At 38.0% G+C, this 20,000-nt stretch carries 17 protein-coding genes; 6 read left to right on the top strand and 11 right to left on the bottom strand.

Translation table 11 applies throughout. The features are described from left to right. Window positions 1-199: 199 nt before the first annotated feature. On the bottom strand, window positions 200-1,057 hold the full coding sequence (gene speE, locus H4J56_RS14835; protein ID WP_182175720.1) for a polyamine aminopropyltransferase: 858 nt from the start codon (window positions 1,055-1,057) through the stop codon (window positions 200-202). Next, the gene (locus H4J56_RS14840) at window positions 1,047-2,009 is read right to left on the bottom strand and encodes an adenosylmethionine decarboxylase (RefSeq protein WP_182251323.1); all 963 of its coding nucleotides are present in this window, start codon (window positions 2,007-2,009) and stop codon (window positions 1,047-1,049) included. The genes speE and H4J56_RS14840 overlap by 11 nt, the downstream gene beginning before the upstream one ends. A 213-nt stretch (window positions 2,010-2,222) precedes the next feature. Here H4J56_RS14840 and speB point away from each other — a divergent pair, with 213 nt between their 5' ends. Then, window positions 2,223-3,164 carry an agmatinase gene (gene speB, locus H4J56_RS14845; protein WP_259368061.1) on the top strand — a complete coding sequence of 314 codons (942 nt, stop codon included), beginning with the start codon at window positions 2,223-2,225 and terminating at the stop codon, window positions 3,162-3,164. 68 nt (window positions 3,165-3,232) lie between these two features. Here the strand turns inward: speB and nhaD are convergent, their stop codons facing one another. The 5 genes from nhaD to H4J56_RS14870 all read right to left on the bottom strand — a co-directional run bounded on the left by nhaD (window position 3,233) and on the right by H4J56_RS14870 (window position 12,206). After that, window positions 3,233-4,654, bottom strand: a complete 1,422-nt coding sequence (gene nhaD, locus H4J56_RS14850) for a sodium:proton antiporter NhaD (protein WP_310733551.1) — start codon at window positions 4,652-4,654, stop codon at window positions 3,233-3,235. 787 nt (window positions 4,655-5,441) lie between these two features. After that, on the bottom strand, window positions 5,442-6,242 hold the full coding sequence (locus H4J56_RS14855; protein ID WP_182230627.1) for a hypothetical protein: 801 nt from the start codon (window positions 6,240-6,242) through the stop codon (window positions 5,442-5,444). 308 nt (window positions 6,243-6,550) lie between these two features. After that, window positions 6,551-9,688 (bottom strand): efflux RND transporter permease subunit, encoded by a 3,138-nt coding sequence (locus tag H4J56_RS14860; protein WP_182244270.1) that lies wholly within the window; start codon window positions 9,686-9,688, stop codon window positions 6,551-6,553. Window positions 9,689-9,697: 9 nt separating this feature from the next. After that, on the bottom strand, window positions 9,698-11,110 hold the full coding sequence (locus tag H4J56_RS14865) for an efflux RND transporter periplasmic adaptor subunit (RefSeq protein WP_182251321.1): 1,413 nt from the start codon (window positions 11,108-11,110) through the stop codon (window positions 9,698-9,700). Window positions 11,111-11,354: 244 nt separating this feature from the next. Next, a complete protein-coding gene (locus tag H4J56_RS14870; RefSeq protein ID WP_182230629.1) occupies window positions 11,355-12,206 on the bottom strand; it encodes a DUF6279 family lipoprotein in 852 nt (283 codons plus the stop codon). 399 nt (window positions 12,207-12,605) lie between these two features. Here H4J56_RS14870 and H4J56_RS14875 point away from each other — a divergent pair, with 399 nt between their 5' ends. The 3 genes from H4J56_RS14875 to H4J56_RS14885 are packed head-to-tail and all read left to right on the top strand — an operon-like array spanning window position 12,606 to window position 15,197. Further along, a complete protein-coding gene (locus H4J56_RS14875; RefSeq protein ID WP_182259533.1) occupies window positions 12,606-13,469 on the top strand; it encodes a PEP-CTERM sorting domain-containing protein in 864 nt (287 codons plus the stop codon). 29 nt (window positions 13,470-13,498) lie between these two features. Continuing rightward, window positions 13,499-14,206, top strand: coding sequence for a phage tail protein (locus H4J56_RS14880; protein ID WP_220465957.1), 708 nt, complete (start codon window positions 13,499-13,501; stop codon window positions 14,204-14,206). A gap of 1 nt (window position 14,207) precedes the next feature. Then, window positions 14,208-15,197: a tetratricopeptide repeat protein gene (locus H4J56_RS14885; RefSeq protein ID WP_182259534.1), complete on the top strand. Its 990-nt coding sequence runs from the start codon at window positions 14,208-14,210 to the stop codon at window positions 15,195-15,197. Between the two features lie 187 nt (window positions 15,198-15,384). Here the strand turns inward: H4J56_RS14885 and H4J56_RS14890 are convergent, their stop codons facing one another. The 3 genes from H4J56_RS14890 to H4J56_RS14900 all read right to left on the bottom strand — a co-directional run bounded on the left by H4J56_RS14890 (window position 15,385) and on the right by H4J56_RS14900 (window position 17,380). Next, window positions 15,385-15,927, bottom strand: a complete 543-nt coding sequence (locus H4J56_RS14890; RefSeq protein WP_182230632.1) for a TetR/AcrR family transcriptional regulator — start codon at window positions 15,925-15,927, stop codon at window positions 15,385-15,387. Between the two features lie 76 nt (window positions 15,928-16,003). Further along, window positions 16,004-16,255, bottom strand: coding sequence for a glutathione S-transferase N-terminal domain-containing protein (locus tag H4J56_RS14895; RefSeq protein WP_182218245.1), 252 nt, complete (start codon window positions 16,253-16,255; stop codon window positions 16,004-16,006). 12 nt (window positions 16,256-16,267) lie between these two features. After that, entirely contained in the window at window positions 16,268-17,380 is a 1,113-nt protein-coding gene (locus H4J56_RS14900; protein ID WP_182259535.1) for an FAD-dependent oxidoreductase, read from the bottom strand. Window positions 17,381-17,568: 188 nt separating this feature from the next. On the opposite strand from H4J56_RS14900, the gene H4J56_RS14905 reads away from it, so the two are divergent. Together H4J56_RS14905 and H4J56_RS14910 are read left to right on the top strand one after the other, a co-directional pair. Continuing rightward, window positions 17,569-18,186, top strand: a complete 618-nt coding sequence (locus tag H4J56_RS14905) for a glutathione S-transferase (protein ID WP_182251317.1) — start codon at window positions 17,569-17,571, stop codon at window positions 18,184-18,186. Between the two features lie 89 nt (window positions 18,187-18,275). After that, window positions 18,276-18,968, top strand: a complete 693-nt coding sequence (locus H4J56_RS14910; protein ID WP_182251316.1) for a cupin domain-containing protein — start codon at window positions 18,276-18,278, stop codon at window positions 18,966-18,968. Window positions 18,969-18,991: 23 nt separating this feature from the next. On the opposite strand, the gene H4J56_RS14915 is transcribed toward H4J56_RS14910, so the two are convergent. Further along, on the bottom strand, window positions 18,992-19,936 hold the full coding sequence (locus H4J56_RS14915; RefSeq protein WP_182218253.1) for a LysR family transcriptional regulator: 945 nt from the start codon (window positions 19,934-19,936) through the stop codon (window positions 18,992-18,994). Window positions 19,937-20,000 lie beyond the last annotated feature (64 nt).

Raw genomic sequence — 20,000 nt, forward strand, 5'->3', positions numbered from 1 at the left:
AGTAATCATAAGCTATAGCAAAATAAGGGGATCACTTGGGGGAGTAACCATAAGCTATAGCAAAATAAGGGGATCTCTTGGGGGAGTAATCATAAGCTATAGCAAAATAAGCGAGTTACTTAGCTATAGCTTGTCTGGTGATTTTTACTTACACAGTTGCAACACAAACGTCTAAAGATTATTGGCCGTTTAAAATGACTTAATTATCAATTAAACCCAGCAAACCTTTTTTGACAAAGCTAGGTAAGGCGAAGGCAGCAGAGTGAAGCGGAGCATTATAATAATCAAAACTTAAGCCTGACTTTTCAACCCGTTCAGCGTTAAAATCATTAATAGGATGGTATTGCTTAGACGCAAAAGTAAAACTCCATAAGCCGCCTGGATAAGTTAAATTACTAAAACTATACAAGTAAGTTTTAGGAAAGACATTGTTTAATACTTTCAATAGCGATTGTTGAATATCCATGGCATACCAAGAAGACTCTCCCTGGGCAACAACGATACCGTCATCGGCTAAACAGTTAAAAACATCTTTATAAAATGCTTCGCCAAATAAGGGTTGAGCCGGTCCAATCGGATCAGTGCTGTCGACAATAATAACGTCAAACTTCTCAGTGGTTTCTTTAACAAATTGCACACCATCACCGATAATAAGATCTATGCGTTCATCATCGAGGGCTGAAGCGGTTTGTGGAATGTGCTCTTTACAGGCGTTGACAACCATCACGTCGATTTCAACCATAGTACATTTTTTTACCGATAGATGACGAATGACTTCTCTTGCCGTTCCACCATCACCACCACCAATCACTAAAACATTCTTAGGGTTAGGATGCACAAACAAGGGCACATGGCTTATCATATCGTGATAAGCAAATTCGTCTCGCTCGGTGACCATAATCAAACCGTCATTTAGTAACATTTTACCATGACCTTTAGTTTCAACAACATCAACGGTTTGAAATTCACTTTTCCCAGAGAAAAGTACTTTTTCTACTTTAAATTTAATCCCCAAAAAGTCTTCAAACTTTTCTTCTACCCATAAATTAGAGTGCATGGTTTTCTCCTGAAATATCAATCATAATTGGCTCAGCAAAGACTGTCTGTGGCAGAATATAGTTGGCAAAGTTTACTAAATAGCCATTATCAAGCTTTTTACAAACACGTGATTTACTCACATATTGTGTTGGAATTAACACCCTTAATTTTTGCTCAAAAGCTTGTTCATTAAAGCTCATTAAATCAAAAGATTTTGGTGCCAGTATCTCTAAAAGTTTTGGCGTAAGCAAAAGTAAATCTATATTCGATTCAAAGCTAATATAACTACTGTCCATTTGAGGCGTCACATGAATGGTTAAATATTGCTGTTCGTTAATCGCATTAAGTGAATAACCGTAAGGAGAAAAGACAAAGTCATCAATAATAAAGCCAGGTAGAATACTATCAATACACAAAAACTGACGAATTTCTTCAGCTGACAAATTAGCTTGTGTTAAATGTTTCGAAGCCTGCTCACTTATTTGATAGGCGAGTAACTCGTAGGTAATGTCATCAGTATCAGCAGTAAAGTCGTTATCTAAATGAAAAACGTAGTTGTGGTGACTGTCCATTTCACCAAAACGATAAGCCTTACCCGGTAAATATTGATTAATTAATTTGATATCATCACCAAAGCAGCTAGGCTGGGCGTTTGAAAAATATTCGTTTTTACGCTGATAAGTGAGCTGTTTAATCACTTTTGTGCCAAATTTTTGAATAAAAAACTCTACCGCTTTAACTAACTGCGTTTCACCACAAGTTAATATTAATATTCTATCTGACCAGACAAATAAACTCGACTCGGACAGTAAAAAAGCTTTGCAATACTCATTTTCAATCGAAGATAATATTTGAGCTTGACTACGATTAACTAATGCTGACCAAAATTCGTCGTCAATATCGTTAAGTAAAGAAAGCTGCTTACCATCGATTAAGATTTCAGCTTTTTTTTCTGATCCCTCAAAAAACATAACAACTCCTCATTAAAAAAATAGTGCGTCATTTTACAAATTATTTCATTTTTATCAATAAAATAATGTAGCTAACATCGAAAAAATAAACAACAAGCTTGCCATCCAATAGCCCTATTTTTATTAACAACACTATATTTTATAAATAAAACTATACATTTAGCCTTTATTTTGGATAATTAAGAAAATATTGCCGTTAGGTATCACGACTCGATGAATATGGTTAAAGAAATTAATGTGGGTTTAATATCCCCGCCAACACCTTTTGAAGGAGCTAAAGATAAGCGAGGTATTTTTCAAAATACGAGCCACATCATCGGCTTTGAGTTTGATGGTACCGCATGCTTTAGAAAAGGAACTAAGGCTGGGCCTAACGCACTTCGAGCCGTTTCTGATGGTATTGAATCGTATTCTCCGTATTTAGACGCAGACCTTGAAGATATTTCATTTGTTGATCTAGGTAATTTACCGATTGATTTATCTATTAATGAACAAAGTTGTCAAGCTGATATAGAAAACGCCTATAGTAATGCTAATGATGCTTTTAACACCTTATTTGAAAATGTTGCTTTAAAAGAAAATAATATTCGCATTGTAACCTTAGGCGGCGAACATTCTATTTCTTACGCTCCAATAAAGAAGTATTTGAGCGAATACCCTGACTTAATCATATTGCATCTCGACGCACATGCTGATTTACGCGATGGTTACTTAGGATATCATTATTCCCATGCCGCTATTATTCGCCGTATTACCGATCATTTTGGTAAAGATAATAAGCTAATACAATACGGTATTCGCTCAGGTACTCGTGAAGAATATCAATGGATGAAAGCACATCAAACACTCAAAAAAAGCAGAGCTGAATTTCTTGCCAGTGTTGAGGCGATTGCACAAGATACACCTATTTATTTAACCTTAGATTTAGATTATTTTGATCCAAGCTTTTTTCCAGGTACCGGAACACCTGAACCAGGCGGAGAAGATTTTCATTCACTGATTAGCTTATGCAAAATTTTACGATCTAAATATTTTGTTGGCTGCGATGTAGTCGAGTTAGCGCCTAAAATTGACAGTACAGGAAATAGTGATGTTTTTGCGGCGAAAGTCGTGCGGGAATTATTACTTTGTTTAGCAGGGCCAAGCACAGCCTAATAGTCGATGAATATCCTAAGAGAACACCTTTAATATAACGCAGTTACATTAAAGGTGTTCCAGATTACTTAGCCATTAATCAAAAAATGAACATAGATACTGGCGCTATAGCCTAAAGCGATAGCCCAACTCCATTTAAGGTGGCCAACAAATGAGTATTTGCCTTTCGTTTGCCCCATTAAAGCAACACCCGCCGCAGAGCCAACCGACAGTAAACTTCCCCCTACCCCAGCGGTCATTGTAACTAATAACCATTGCTGTAAATCCATTACGGGGTTCATACTTAAGACAGCAAAAACAACAGGGATATTATCAATAATGGCTGAAAGTACGCCGACAGCAATATTGGCATAGGTCGGATCCCAGTTGGTATATAATAAGTCTGATACTAAACTTAAATAGCCCATAAAACCGAGGCCACCAACACACATAACAACCCCATAAAAAAACAGTAAGGTATCCCACTCTGCGCGAGCTATTTTTTCAAAAATATCAAAAGGAACGATATTACCTAACCTTTTCAGGGCTTTTTCATCATGACGGATAGTTGCTAAGGTACGTTTTTTATCTAATGAACGAGGAAGGCTTCTTCTTAAATAAAACCCTAAAAACTTGAGGTAACCTAAGCCCATCATCATTCCTAACACGGGTGGCATGTTAACAACACTATGGGTGGCAACTGACGTAGCTATGGTGAGTATAAATAAGAAAATAATTCGCTTCGCGCCACGTTTTAGCATGAAGTCTTCATCGGTTATAGGTGTTGATCTTTCATTAGAGATAAAAAAGCTCATAATAATAGCAGGGACTAAAAAGTTGACCAGGGAAGGTATAAATAGTACGAAAAATTGCTCAAACTTAACTAAGCCTGCCTGCCATATCATTAAAGTGGTTATATCCCCAAATGGACTAAACACACCGCCTGCATTAGAGGCTACCACTATATTGATACAGGCAATGTTAATAAACTTAAGGTCCTTAGGAGCCACTTTAAGGACAATGGCACACATCAACATTGCCGTCGTTAGATTATTAGCAAATGAAGAAATAACGAATGCCATCATGCCTGTTACCCAAAACAAACTGCGTAAACTTAACCCTTTAGAAATCATCCAAACCCGTAAGCTATCGAACACCCCTCGCTCTTCCATCGCATTTATATAAGTCATCGCGACTAATAAAAATAATAATAACTGAGCATATTCTAATAAATTATGATTAAAAGCTTCTTCTGCCGCTTTAGGAATGCCGTGTTGGGTGTAAATCCAACCAATAATCAGCCAAATGACACCAGCCGCGACCAATACCGGTTTTGACTTTCTCAGATGAAGAAACTCTTCACTAATAACCAGTAGGTAAGCGATAATAAAAATCGTTAATGCAGTAAATCCTGCAATAGTGTTAGTGAGATCAATTTCACCGGCTCCAGCGGCAAAAGCAGGTGTTGCAAAGAGGAGCAGCAATACAGTCGTTATTAATTTTTTCACGATATTTCTCTGAGTTAATTTAAAATTTGTCAAAAAACGTTTTATCTCAGCGAGCAGCGCTGCATTAGATATTTCTTTGACAGAGTAGGCAAAGATAATACAAGGCAACGGTCACCATCAAAAAAAGCCTGTGGCTAACGCTTTTAAAGGCTGAAAATTAAAAACAGCCATAATATAAGTATGTTGGGGTTTTATCTGCATGTCTTGCTTACATAAAATAAATATGGGTAAATATCATCAATATATAAGCGTAATTTATCGGTTAATATTTCACACGACAGCCAACAAAACGACAATTATATTCCAATTAAAAGACAATACAATTCTAATTAAATGATAATGAAAATAACATGTCGCTATACAAACATTAAAGGTGGTAAAAACAACAGTCAGACTTACGGTATTCATTGATCATAAAAAGGCGAACTTTGAAAAACTGGCTGCATTAGATGGTGTTAATGCGTCTTAGAAAGCTCGACAAATGATCGGGGAATATATTGAGGAAAAATCAAGAGGAAGTTTGCAAGACGATGTTTTTAAATAAAAAAACTTTAATAGCTTGGTCGTTATCGACTTTTATAGTCTTTATTGTCCCTATAAAGCGCTTAGCTAGGTAGGCTAGTATCGACAGGACTAGTATCTATATTTTCGAGCAAATATAAGGTGAGGTTGTAGCCGAAACCTTAGGTGTTTTGTCCTTTTAAAGGGGAATATCTAATAGCTATTCATTATTAAATGACCAAAAATAGCTATTAAATTTTATTATCCCTAGCTTAAATAAACGTTAACATTATTCAGTTTTATAATCTTGAAGGGTCATAACCGCATCATGCAGGCTATCTTGGTTTACTTGGATAATACCGCGCTTAGGTCTATCTAAATCAATGATAATAAAGACCACCAAGATGATTAAGGTGAATAGTAATATCGTGGGAAATGCGGGGCGCTTCTTCCCTAACCCGCTATTGTAACCAAGCATGCCGCCAACAGTAACAAAAACACTAAACAACAAAAACAATACTGGTTCGGGCACATGGAGTCTAAGCATAGCCGATCGTTTGTTTTCAATTTGAATCATGCTGGACAATGACTGATAAAAGCCATTGGCAATTAACAGTGATCTTGGACTTTCTAATTCTTGTTGTGCTAATTCAATCAGTTTCGCTTGTGATTTACTGACCTTTTTGTTTACAGCCATACGTTGCTCTGCATTGCTCAAATCTATTTGGCTCAGTGAAATACGTAGTGCTAGATAAGACTCTAATTCATCAAAAACGTCATCTTTTACTTTACCACTCAATAGTTTTGCTTGCATGGCTACTCTTGAAATAGCGCCCGCTTCTTCAATAACCGCGCTGCTTCGTCCATCATACCGTTGCAGCGACATATTAAACGTGAAACCCAGCAGCAAAGCCAATAAACCAAGAATACCGGCTTGAATAGCCGTCGATTGACTTTTCATCTCGGTGTTTTCTGCGTCTTTATTACGTAAACCGAAGCTGTAGCCTATTTGGTTAATAATTAACATCAAAATAAAAAGGGTAATAATAATGATAATGCTATTTTTGTCGTACATTAGTTCTTGGCTCACTAATTAAATCTCTACATTTGAATAAATTCGTGGGCAAAGAGTGGGTTGAGGGGGATGATTGGTCAAGGAATATTTTAATAAATATCAGTATTACAGCTAACCTTGATGAAATATTGTAGCCAAAGCGTTATTTTAAGTAAACAGTTTACTCTACTGAGCATATTTTTAATAAAATTTGAAGAAATCAGCACTGCAGATAATAGTGAAGTTAAATTTTTATGATAAATAAAAAAATTGCCAACCTAATGAAAGGTTGGCAATTTTTTAGTGTTATTCCAACAACATAGTTAAGCGTTTAACGGCTGACGTTATGACGATTTTCCTTTATCAACGCCTTTACGTATTAACCAACGCATGTCATTTTTATAACGAGCGAAATAGCGTTTGATATCTTCCATAATCAAATAATTTATCGGCACTAAAAACAATGTAATGATTGTCGCAAATAAAATACCAAATCCCAGACTTACTGCCATCGGAATTAAGAACTGTGCTTGAGTACTCTTTTCAAATAAAAGTGGCATTAAACCAGCAAACGTTGTTAATGATGTCAGTAAAACCGGCCTAAAGCGACGACCACCTGCGGCATAAACAGCCTCAAAAACAGCACTCCCCTCAGCACGCTTTTTGTTAATATAGTCGACCAGGACCAGTGAATCGTTAACCACCACACCCGATAACGCTAAGACCCCCATCAGACTCAATAAGGTTAAATCCATGCCCATTATCCAGTGACCTATAACCGCACCGACAATGCCAAAAGGAATAACCATCATCACCACTAAAGGCTGAGAATAACTTTTAAACGGAATAGCAAGTAGGATATAAATCACCAATAACAAGCCAAACATACCAAATTTCAGTTCTTGGGAAGACTCTTTTTGATCTCTAGCTTCACCAGCCATTTCATAATTCATGCCTGGATACGTACTTATCGATTGTTGTAAAAATTCTTCTAACTCTTCCTGTACCGCAGACAAATTACCTTGCTCTTTGTTAAAGTCAGCCGTAATAGAAAGTGTTCGCTGTCGATCAATGCGTAAAATACTCGAAGGACTTAATCCAGGCACTATATCAGCAATCTGCCATAGCGGAACTTCTTGACCGGCTTCGACTCTTATCATCATCTGCTCTAACGTCTCAATCGACTGTCGAGCAGCAATAGGATAGCGCACCATAACTCGCACTTCTTCACGCCCACGTTGAATACGCTGAACTTCAAAACCGTAGACTGCTTGACGAACTTGTCTTGCAACCATATTTAAATTAAGTCCAAGTAACGTTGCTTCGGGCTTAAGTTTTAATTGTAGTTCTTCTTTGCCATCAGACATTGAGTCTTCAACATCTGAAACTGCTGAGTACTGCGTTAATTTACTTTTGAATTTATCGCCTAGCTCAGCTAAATCATTAGCATTCTTGCCACGCAATTCGATATTAATAGCGGGTCTATTCCAACCAATCTCAGCTCGATAATTTAACTGTTCAGCGCCAGCGACTTGTCCAACCATTTTACGCCATTCTGCAACTATCTGTTGCGTGCCAATATCTGTGCTGCGGTCTTCTGGAGGGATTGTTTCGACACGAACACGTCCCGTACTTGAATTACGTCCACCACTAATAGAATAAATATTCTTAATAATAGACTCACCAGATTCGGGATCAATATATTTCTCTTGTAATAACTTTGCTTGCGTAGTCATATGTTGAACAATACGATCGGTACTTTCAAAGGCGGTACCTGTTGGCATTGTTAGTGTTGCTGTTGCTACTTCACTTTGCACACGAGGGAAAAATACAAATTTTGTTTGTCCGCTTGAAAGCGCACCAATGACTATAAAAAGTGACGACAACATAATTGCCAGCGTCGCGTAACGCCAGCGCAGCGCTAATGCTAATGTTGGTTGATAAAATTTAGCAATAAACGTCTCTAAAGAGGTAGATATTGCCATTTGAATACGTGTTAGCCGCGATGGCGCGCCTGTTCGCGGTTTAATATGTTTAAGATGCGCGGGTAATACCAATTTAGACTCGATCAATGAAAAGAGTAAAACCGGCACAATAACGTAAGGAATACTCTGGTACCAACTGCCTCGTCCTTCAAGTAAAGCCAGGGGTATAAAGGCTGCAACAGTCGTTAAAATACCAAAGGTAACCGGTACGGCAACTTCTTGAGTACCTCTAATGGCAGCGGTAAGGGGATCAGTACCGCGTTGCATATGTTCGTAAACATTTTCCCCCGTAACAATAGCATCATCGACAACAATACCTAGCACCAAAATAAAAGCAAATAGGCTCATTAAATTCAAAGATATACCAAAAAATGGCATCAATATAAATGCGCCCATAAATGACATTGGAATGCCAAGACACACCCAAAATGCAACGGCGGGTCGTAAAAATAAAGCTAAGAGAAGAATAACTAATAGCGCACCTTGCCAAGCGCTTGTAGTAAGCGTAGCTAAACGTGCTTTTATCGATTTACTGCGATCGCGCCAGTAAGTCATCGTTAACCCTACCGGTAATGCTTGTTGTTTACCTGCGATATAATTTTTAACGGCATCGGTTACTTCGATAATACTTTGATCACCAACGCGAAAGACCTCTACCTCTATTGCGGGTATACCGTTAAATCTTGTTCTCAAGGGGGTTTCTTCAAATTCATCACGTAAAACAGCAATATCACCTAAACGGATTAATGTACCATCTTTATCAGTTAATATCGGTAGCTGGCTAAAGTCACTTGCTTTATAAGCTTGACCAATACTGCGGATAAAAATATCTCCGCCTTCAGTTTTCAAATTACCGGCGGATACATCTGTAGAGTTACGTCGTAAAGCGTCGGCAACCTGCTCTAAGGTAATATCATATTTTCTTAATGACCATTCAGGTATTTCAATCGATATTTCAAAACGCAGAGAGTTATCAACACTGACTTGAGTAACCCCAGGCAACGAAGCTATTTCATCTCGAACATCTTCAGCAAAGCGCCGTAATGTTAAGCTGTCATAATCGCCATACATCACCACACCAATGGCGTCACGCATACGCTTAGGCATCGTCACCAAAGGACGTTCAGCTTCAACAGGGAAATTATTAATCGCATCTACGCGAACTTTCATTTCGTCGAGAACTTCTCTAACGTCGAAACCATCTTCTACTTCAACAGTCACGGTTGAACTGCCTTCATTAGAGCGCGAAGTCATTTCACGAATGCCTTCGATATCTTGAATCGCTTCCTCCACTCTTATGGTTAAACCTTCTTCAACCTCTTGTGGTGAAGCGCCAGGTAAAACAGCACTAACTTGTACAGTATTTATTTCAAATTCAGGAAATAAATCTACAGGGATTTTGTTAGACAAACTATAAAGTCCAACAGCAACGATGACCACCATAAGAAGATTAGCAGCGACGTCATTACGAGCAAACCAAGCGATTAAACCATGCATAATGAGTTCCTAGTCCGTAGTCGAAGTGGATGAATTACTTGGGGATTTTTTTAAAGCCGGTAAACCTTCTTGCTTTTCACTATCACTGTCTTGTATCTCTTGATTCCTTGCAGGTGTTGTCATTTTCTTTTTAGCTAATTCTTCATTGGTTGTCGAATTAATGTCATTCAATGATTTAACTCGGGTACCCGCGGCTAAATTGGCCGTTGGCGTTAAAATAAGCTTATCGGTAGAGTCAATAGCGCCAGCATAATTATAAATATCGCCAGCAAGTGAAGAAGCCGAAATAACGACAGACTCAACATCTGTCCACAAAGGTTCAATAGCACGTTTTTGCAATAAACCATCTTCTGCAACCGCAATCATATTATTCTGACTTACTGCTCTTCTTGGAATAGCATAGACATTCTTCAATTGTGTGCCTTCAATCTTTGCTCTTAAAAACTGCCCAACACGTAATGCGGGGAGTTGTGGAGAGCTAACAAAAGGATTATCGAGCTTGGCAACAACGTAAAGCATACGAGTAGATGAATCAAAAGCTCCTTCGCTACGTACTAATTTACCTTTCCACGTATAAGTTTCCCCCCCTAACTCACCTTCAAAAAGAACAACAGATTGATGTTCCTTGTTGTCTGTAGGCTCGTTGCCTGGTGCATTGTATTCATCGGGTAAGTAGATGTGCGCTAGGTCTTGGGCTTTTACCGGTAATCTTACTTCAATATAATCAGTGGAATATATCTCAGCAATAGTTTGAGAAGGATTAACAACTTGCCCTAAATCAACCATTTGCTTCAAAATTTTTCCGTCAAAGGGGGCTTTAACTTGAGTTCTCTCAAGGTTGAGTTTGGCTTTCGCCAATTGCGCTTTAGATGCGTCATAAGAAGCGAGTGCAGCCGCAACTTGTGGAATGCGAAGTGCTAAATCGCGACCCGCTTTACTACCGGGTCTAACATTCCAGTCGCGCTCAGCGACATCTGCTTGAGCCAACTCTTCTTTGTATTTTACCCAAGCATTAGCGACCGTTGATTTTGCAACATCAACTTCTATCTGATAATCACGAGGGTCGATCGCCAGTAAAACATCACCCGCTTTAAATGATGCTCCTGCACGAATATTATTAGCGACCTCAATAACACGCCCACTGACATCTGAAACTAATTGCGTTCTAGTTAAAGGCTCAGCTGAGCCGTAAGATTCAATCCAAACAGGGTAATCCGTAGCCGTTAGTTGTACTGTTTCAACACCAACAGAAGCCGGCGGTCCTCCTCCCCATTTACGTGGAGTAGGTTTACTAGCAAACATCGCTGAAATAATTGCAAAAGCAATAGCAAAAATCACGATGGTTACAATCAAATGTATTCCCCAAACAACAGGTTTTTGGGTCACTTCCACCGGTTTTTGTGGTGAATTAATATCGTTCATTTAGCACTCTCTTAAATTATTTTTGCTGGTGTCTGCACGTTAATCGCACTTACTACCGGTGATATGTATAAATTAATATATGTTATACGATAAAACTAAGATTAAGTTTACTTTTCATGTGAAAAAATAGTTTTATTTTCAGGCGGGTACAACCAAGAAGAGATAATTAAAATTAAACACGAGGGAAAATAACAACGTCAACGCAAAGTTGTCTTATATAAGTACTTTAAAATAAGATTTGGTGCTAAGTGTTTATAGCCAGTTCTTTTAAGTCCTCAATTAAATCATCAAGTTTATTATTAAATCGATTCAATTGTTTATCTGTTAAGCTGTTCATCATAATATGAAATATTTTTACAGAGGTATCACTATTATTTTTAGATAATGTTTTGTGTTGCTCTGACTTTAATGACTCTGGTTCAGAAATAAGTTCAGTAAACATCACTTCATATTCTTGTCTATCTAATCCCATGGCTAATACCTGTTTTAGACCTGAGTGCCATTTTATTCGATAATCCATTCTATGATTAAATGTCGGTGCTAAACTTTTGGTCAGTTGACATACTTCAATTTTTTGACTTTCAGTTAACTTCCCCAACCATTTTTTGAACTGGTCTTGTCGTTCTATACATGTTTCGTTAAGCCATTGCTCTTGAGATAACTCATCATAGTCGTCGAGACGTTCTTCATTATTATTGGCAATTTCATCGACAACTTGTTTTCTTTGGCGACTACTCAGGGTATGAACTAACGATATCAGTGCCGGTTTTGCTTGCTCTCGCACTGCAAGCCAATGCTGTTTGATGATGACTAATTGATCGTCGACTTCTTCTACGGTAATACCGCGATTTACTTGGTCTTTTAGCGTGATAAGTTGCCGACTATATTCACTGAGTTGTGTTCGTCGGTGCCATGTATGCAGCTCATTAAATGTCGTATCAAATGTTTTTTGCTGTTCTTGGCTTAAGGTAACGTAATCATCAAGATACCAATTGCTCCACCAGTCTAAGTGGTTATAAATAAAACTAAAACTACAGGCTGATAGCAAAAATGAACTAAAAATCACCAAAAAACCATTTTTAATTATTAGTGGCATACATAAATCCCATTTTTTATTTATAATTGAAAAACTATTAATGTTCACTACTGTTATTCCTGAGTGTTTTTAGCCCATTCAATATTGAGTTGTTAGACTAAACACCTGATCAAACAATAAAATAAAGCGATACTTTCTAATTCAGTAAAAAGTAAGCATACAACATTGATTAAATTAAACTAAATACGTATGAAATTCACATAAGGTTCAGAAGATACTTATTTTATTGGCTAATATTTTTATAGAACGATTTTAAAACAATAAATATGTCAGTATTTTTTACATTTTATCTTTTTGTCATTTTGCTACACATTACAAACTGTTGTTTTTATAATCAATTAGTAAAAGGGTTTAAACCTTGCATATGACTCATCAACCACTTTAAAAAGGATTACACGGATGCGTAAAGTTCTCAGGTTTTGTTCTATTCTATGTGCTTTTAGTTTAATTGCACCAACAGTTACTGCGGGGTTAATTCCGCTAGATATCTCTATTACCGGTAACGCTGAACTCGATACCACTTATTCAGCTTCTACTACAGGTAACGCCAGTCAAAGTGCCAATATGTCACTTGTTATTGGCGGCGGCACGACACTTACCTCTATTGCTAATCTCACGCCAACAGGTGCCACCCCTTTAGCAGGGACATTGACTGATTTTGGAGATGGCGTTGGTGTTAGTGCTATTGGGTCTTCTACTGCGGGTGCAATAAGTGAAGTTCCTGATTTTTTCTTTGATATCGATTTTTCATTACTCAATAGCTCGGCAACAGATACCTATCAAATATTTTTTGAATTAGCCTATTCAGTCTCTGCCCATGCACAAGGTAATGGTACTTTTATTGATAACGGCTCTGATGCTTTTGTTAATTCAGAAGTTAATCTCTTTGATGACTTAGCCGAGGAAATATTCGCTTCTGATTTAACCTCCGATCGTCGTAATGGTGATGAAATAGGTGATGTACTAGGTAGCACATTTCCCGGCACCAATGGAGCTTCGTTATCAGATAGTGGTACCTTTCTTTTTGATATTACGTTGGCGGCAGGAGCTTCAAATAACTTCTCAGCGTTGGTAAGAATGGATGGAGGGGCATTTAGCAATGATGCTTTTTTTAATGGGCGCAGTAGCGCGTTTATCAGTATTTTATCTGCTGATAATTTAACTGCGGTACAACCACCGTCACAAGTGCCAGAGCCTAGCACATTTATACTGTTTTTTATGGCGATGGCACTATTACAAGTAAAGCGAAAAATAAATAATTAATGGTTTTTTACAAATTAAGGATAATAGAAATGAACATTGTAAAAGTAATAAAATTAAGCTGCATTTTAGGATTTAGTATCACGGCTATCACGATGCCGATGAAAGCATTGGCCTGCTCTTCTCAACCATATTTGGGTGGAATGTGCGCTTTTGGTGGTAATTTTACTATTCGAAGTTGGGCAAAAGCTGAAGGGCAATTACTGGCTATTTCAAGTAATACCGCGTTATTTTCCATTCTTGGCACAACCTTTGGGGGCGATGGTCGTTCAACTTTTGGCTTACCCGATTTACGTGGCCGCTCTCCTATTGGTCAGGGACAAGGACCCGGACTTGGTAATTACCGTTTAGGACAAAGAGGTGGGTCAGAAACTCATGTCTTGAATATTTTACAAATGCCGGCTCATAATCATACCGCAACAACCACAACGAGCAATGTTGTCGATACCAGTGCTACCACAATAGCATTACGTGCATTAGCATCAAGTAGTACAACTAATTCACCGACGGATGCGGTTTTATCAAATAGTCCGAATAGGGAAAATATATATAGTAATGGTGCTCCTAATGTCGATATGAGAGCTGATGCGATTGCATTAAGTTTAGGTGTTGAGGTAAGTTCAACATCTGATACCGTGGTTAATAATAATGGGAGTAGTCAAGCCTTTAATATTCGCGGCCCTTACCTTTCGCTCACTTGGTTAATTGCCTTACAAGGTATTTTCCCGTCGCGTAATTAATATGACTAAATCATCTAAAGGTCAAATAATTCAAGGTCGATTAACTACCGGCCTTGTTATTTTTATTCTACTAATACTCTTCAAACCACCTGTTTTTGCCAACAATGTTGATGATTGGGCAGGCCCATTAAGTAATGCCCAAGCATTACTGGCAAAGCAGCAATATAAAGCCGCATTAATAGCCTTTAAAGAACAAGCCAATTTAGAAAATGGTCTTGCGCAATTTACTGTCGCGTTATTTTACGATCTAGGCTGGGGGATCACCCCCAACCGTTCAACCGCCTGTCAATGGTATCAAAAAGCAGCAAAAAATAATATGCCAGGCGCTATGCAATCATTGGGGCAATGCTTTTTTGAAGGACAAGGAGTTAAGCAAAACAAAAAATTGGCTTACCATTGGTTTATAAAAGCGTTTGAACAAGGAATACCGTCAGGAGCATGCCAGGCTGGCGAATTATTACTTTCCGGTGATGGTGTTAAAGTTGATTTAATGGCTGGGCAACGGCTTTGCCTTGAGGCCGGTCAGCAAGGCTCGATTAGTGCACAAAACAAGCTTGCTCAGTGGTATTTTTATGGTCAATATTTCCCGCAAGATTATCAACAAGCTTTTAACTGGCTACAGCATGTTGCGAGTGAAAAATCGCCCAGTTCAGCTTATCTGTTAGCACAATTTTATGATAAAGGAATTGGCATGAATGTTGACGAGAAAGAGGCTTTGCACTGGTATGAAATCGCGGCATTAGGAAAATACAAAAAAGCTTATATGCCAACCGCTTTATTGTATTGGCAAGTCTTTAACAAAGCACAAATCAATAAAGATAAGCTTTTAGCAAAAAGCTATTTATGGGCAACAATATTGTCACACTCATCAGAGCAATTAGAAGATAAGGCAGTGGCTAAGCAATTATTAGTGCGAATTATGGAGAAAATGCCAGAAACGTGGCAAGAAAGTTTAGATGAAAAGAGTGTTAATCATTTGGCAGTCCCTTAGCCGTTGTTACCTCGATAAAAAGAGTGTTGTAAAAATGCCTCTATATTTAATGGCATTTTTTATATTTTTAAGAACCTCCTTAACTATGCTCTACTACCTAGCCTCACTATTTTTCTGTACTTTAAAGTAAAGAAATGATCAGCTAAATATGATGATTGGCAAGTAACACTATCATCAATAGACTCGATTAAATGTCCTCATTGATATAATCATTAAGGCTGTCAAAAGCCGTTGTATCGTCTAACACTTTTGCTAAAATCATCATCCCTTCTAAAGTAGCTAATAACTGAATAGCTTTAGTTTTGGCAATGTCTACTGCTAAACCTTTTTCTTCAATATAGACTTGTTGTAACCATGCGATGTTTAATTCAAAAAAGCGTTTTATTTCTATGTTGACTTGCTCTGGCAGTGCATCTGACTGTGCGCCTAACAAGCCACATAAACACATTTGATTGTCTTTTTCTAATGCCGTTTTAAAAGCATTAATATAGAGATTAATCGCACTACGGCCCTTTAATTTTGCTTTTTCAGCATCTAATAACGCTAAAAAATCATCTACGTACTGGTGTGCTAGTGCGGCACCTAAATCAGCTTTTGTACGAAAATAGTAATGAACACTTGAGCTTTTAATGCCAATTTCATCAGCCAGTTCCCTAAAGCTAAAATTACCATAGCCACCAGATCTTACTTTATTTTCAGCTAATTTGAGTATTTGAGATTTTTTATTCATAAATAAATGCTATTTGAAGGTGAAGTAAATGATGAAATTATTAAATAAATTTAATAATTTCATCCATTATCAATGACTAGGCTATTTTATTCAAATAGTTAATAATATCTCCAGATTCATACAGCCAAGATTCTTGACCATTTTCTGTAATTTTTAAACAAGGTACCTGTTTCTTTCCCCCTTGTTCGATTAACTCTTTATTAAAGGCTAAATTTTTCTCTGTGTCACGTAATTCAAGCGTAACATTGCTAGTTTTCATTGCGGCAATGACTTGTCGGCAATATGGACAATGAACCTTGTGATATAAAGCATAAGAACTTTTACTCATTATATTTTCTCTCTAGTTAAGGTCATTAAATTCTTTTTTTAATGACCTAATGGTTGTATTTGCGGCAAATAATGCGCCTTCAAGGTAACCGGCTTCTTGCTGAGCAAATTCGCTACCGGCTAAATATAAATTTAATGAGGATAATTCGCCAGCAAACCCCTTCATATTAAAATAAGGATGATTTGGTGGCTCCACTCTGTCTTTTTCAACGGCAACATAATGATCATTACCCCAGCTTTTTAAATAACACTGTGAGTATTGCTGGGCCTCATCACCAAATAATAAGCTCAGTTGATTAATGCACAAAGCTTTAACCCGTTCTACAGATAAACCTTCTATCGCTTGTGGCGAAAGCCCAATAAAACCAAATAAAGCGAAATCTTGCTGTACTTGTGCCGAGGCATCATGAATTTCTATCATAGGTCCAACACGGCTAAAGGCTTGCCCTGCTAAGCCTTTCGTTCGCCAAAAAGCCTCTTCATAAGTTGCAATAAACTTAGCTTGGCTTGCCATCCAAGTCGGCACAGCGACAAGGGCTGCGGTTAAAGCTTTGCTTGCCCAATGAACGGGTGTTAAAAATTCATTAATGATCCGCGGCGGTAAAGCTAAAACTAAATGGTCGGTTTCAAAAATAGATGTCGAGTCATCTTTAGTATTTTTTACTGTCACTTGCCAGCTATCGTGCACTTTTGTTAATTGCTCGACTTGACAACTAAGCTGATAGTTATCTTTAGATAGCTTAGCCTGTAAAGCTAAAATGAGCTTGTATAATCCGCCAGCTAAACGATGTAAAAGTGGCCCTTGACCATTTTCAATAATTTGCGGCTGAGTATGCTGATCCGCATGATAAACAACCGCACCTTCAATATGTTGGTCAAATAAATGTGTTTGCAAGTCAGCCACTAGTGCTTTCATCTGGTGATGATGCGGAAATATCCACGTCGGACCTAAATCATGTAATGGTTCATTTTCATCATACACTTTCGGTTGCTCGCTATATATACGGCCACCAAAAACATCTTTTGCTTCAAAAAGAAGATAAGGAATATTCAACTGTTCTAGTTGATAAGCGGTATATAAACCCGCTAATCCCCCACCGACAATAATCACACGTTTATTATTCATATGTAAACTTTAAAAAAAACTATCTACTGATAGATAAATATTAACTAGCTCGACCTGTAAAAGCAACTTTAATTTTTTAGAAGACTTGAGTTTTAAATAAAATTTGACAATATAATTAAAAATACGCAGACTACCTACCAGTAGGTAGTCAAGTAAACAACGATAACCAAATTAATTGGAAATATAAAATGAAAATATATGATATAGAAGGTTTTCCTAACCCATTGCGTGTCCGCATGGCGTTAGCAGAGAAAAACGCCTCTGACAAGGTCACTTTTATTGCTGTTGATGTGATGAACAAAGAACATCGAAGTGACGCTTTCATCGCTATGAACCCCTTAGCCAGCGTACCCGTATTGGCATTAGATGATGGAACTTACATCGCTGAATGTTCTGCTATTATTGAATATATCGACCACACTTTTGAGGGGATATCGTTAACAGGGTCAACGGCAAAATCGCGTGCCGTTATTAGCATGATGCAACGAAGAGCTGAATTAATGGTACTTGATGCTGTCGCTACTTATTTTCATCATGCTACCGACGGCCTAGGACCTGAACTTGAAACATATCAAAATAAAGAATGGGGTAAGAAACAAGGCGAGAAAGCACTTGCTGGTTTTAAATACTTTAACACTGTTTTAAGCAACCAGACTTATGTCGCAGGTGAAGCTTTTACTGTCGCTGATATTACCCTGTTTGCCGGTCTTGGTTTTGCTGACTTTGCAAAAATAGCCGTACCCGACGAATACACACATTTACTCAATTGGCGTGCTAAGGTTGCTGAACGTCCAAGCGTTAAATAAAAAATGACTGTTAGTCATTTTACATGAAGGTTTTTACTAAATGTAAAATGACTCACTTTCACCCTTACTGTTTTAAAATAGGATTGATTATGGAAATTTTAGCTAACTTTGAACAAAGAGCTATCGTGCACAGTACCTCATTAGCATGGTTAGCTTCACCTATGCCTGGCGTAGACAGAAGACCGTTAGACCGAGTAGGCGGTGAAGTGGCCAGAGCAACATCGATAGTAAGATACGCAAAAGGAAGCAAGTTTTCTGCCCACGTTCACACCGGTGGTGAAGAATTTATTGTACTTGAAGGTGTATTTCAAGATGAACACGGCGACTACCCTGTCGGCTCATATATTAGAAACCCACCACAATCTTCTCATACACCTCGTTCTGATGAAGGCTGTATTATTTTTGTAAAACTTTGGCAATTTCAGCCAGAAGATAGAAGCCATGTTTGTTTACAAACACAGCAAATGTCTGCAACACCGACAAAAATACTAGGCGTTTCAATTATCCCACTACACCAAGATACCATTGAAGAGGTCGCTATTTTATCTTTTGAACCGAGCGCAGTAATGAATATTGTCGCGACTCAAGGGGCTGAAGTTTTAGTGTTATCAGGGGAGTTACAAACACCCAGTGATTTATTACAAAAGCATAGTTGGGTACGTTTGCCATTAGGCGATACCTTAACGGTAACCGCTGGTAGTGCTGGCGCAAGAATTTGGCTTAAGACAGGTAATTTAACTGAGGTAAACAAGCAAATAAAACGAGTAAAATTGGCGGGTTAATATTTAATAGCACAGACAAATATCTACCGGGTATATAACTGTTCAAAGTTAGGAATAGCCCGTTCCCAAATAGGTATTTCTTTTCCTAAATACTCACGAACCGCATCAAAAAATAATCGCGTTCTAACGGGTAGATCGCGATGTGGATATACTGCATAGATAGCGCCATACTCCATTAATCTAACGTCGGTCAATAAAGGTACTAAACGACCATCTTTCACTTCGTTATCAAGTACGAAAGCTGGCGCAACAAAAAACGCGCTACCTGATAATGTTTTCATCAATAAAACTTCGGCATCGTTTGCCCTAAAAATACTATTGAGTTTTTGTTCCTTGGCTTCACCATTTTTATCATAGTAGCGAACACCTTCGACTTTAAACGAGGTGCTAGCGTAACTTGCCGCCGGTAATTGCGTTAAATCTTCGATAGTTTGAGGTAAACCATAATTAGCAATAAATGTCGGGGTCGCTAAAATTAACAAACGATTACGCGCTATTTTACGAGCAATTAACGACGAATCTTTGGGCTCACCGATACGAAACGCAAGGTCAAACCCTTCTGAGACAATATCAATAACACGATCATCTAAACGCAATTCTACTTCAACCTGCGGAAAGCGCATTTGAAAATCGTTAATGACTGGCTGTAAGTAACGTTTCCCAAATAAGGTAGAAGACGTTATTTTGAGGACTCCTTGGGGCTCCAAATGATAATTTTCAGCCATTCGTACTGTTTCGCCCAGTAACTCTCTAAGTTCAGCTGCTTTTTTAACCATCTCAGCGCCAGCAGCCGTTAAGGAAAATGAGCGTGTAGTGCGATTAAGTAATCTAACGCCTAATTGTTCCTCAAGGCGGCTGAGCTGTTTAGAAATAACCGAACGGTCAATATTACGTACCTCAGCCGCTTTAATAAAAGAACCTTGTTCAACCACTTCAAGCAACATCAATAATCGGCTAGTCGTATCCATACTTTATTACCATCACAATTCTATTGGTGCTATTTTGGCACTAATCAAATGCAAAATCTATGGT

It is taken from the genome of Colwellia sp. BRX8-4 (assembly GCF_014077345.1).
Lineage (GTDB): Bacteria > Pseudomonadota > Gammaproteobacteria > Enterobacterales > Alteromonadaceae > Colwellia_A.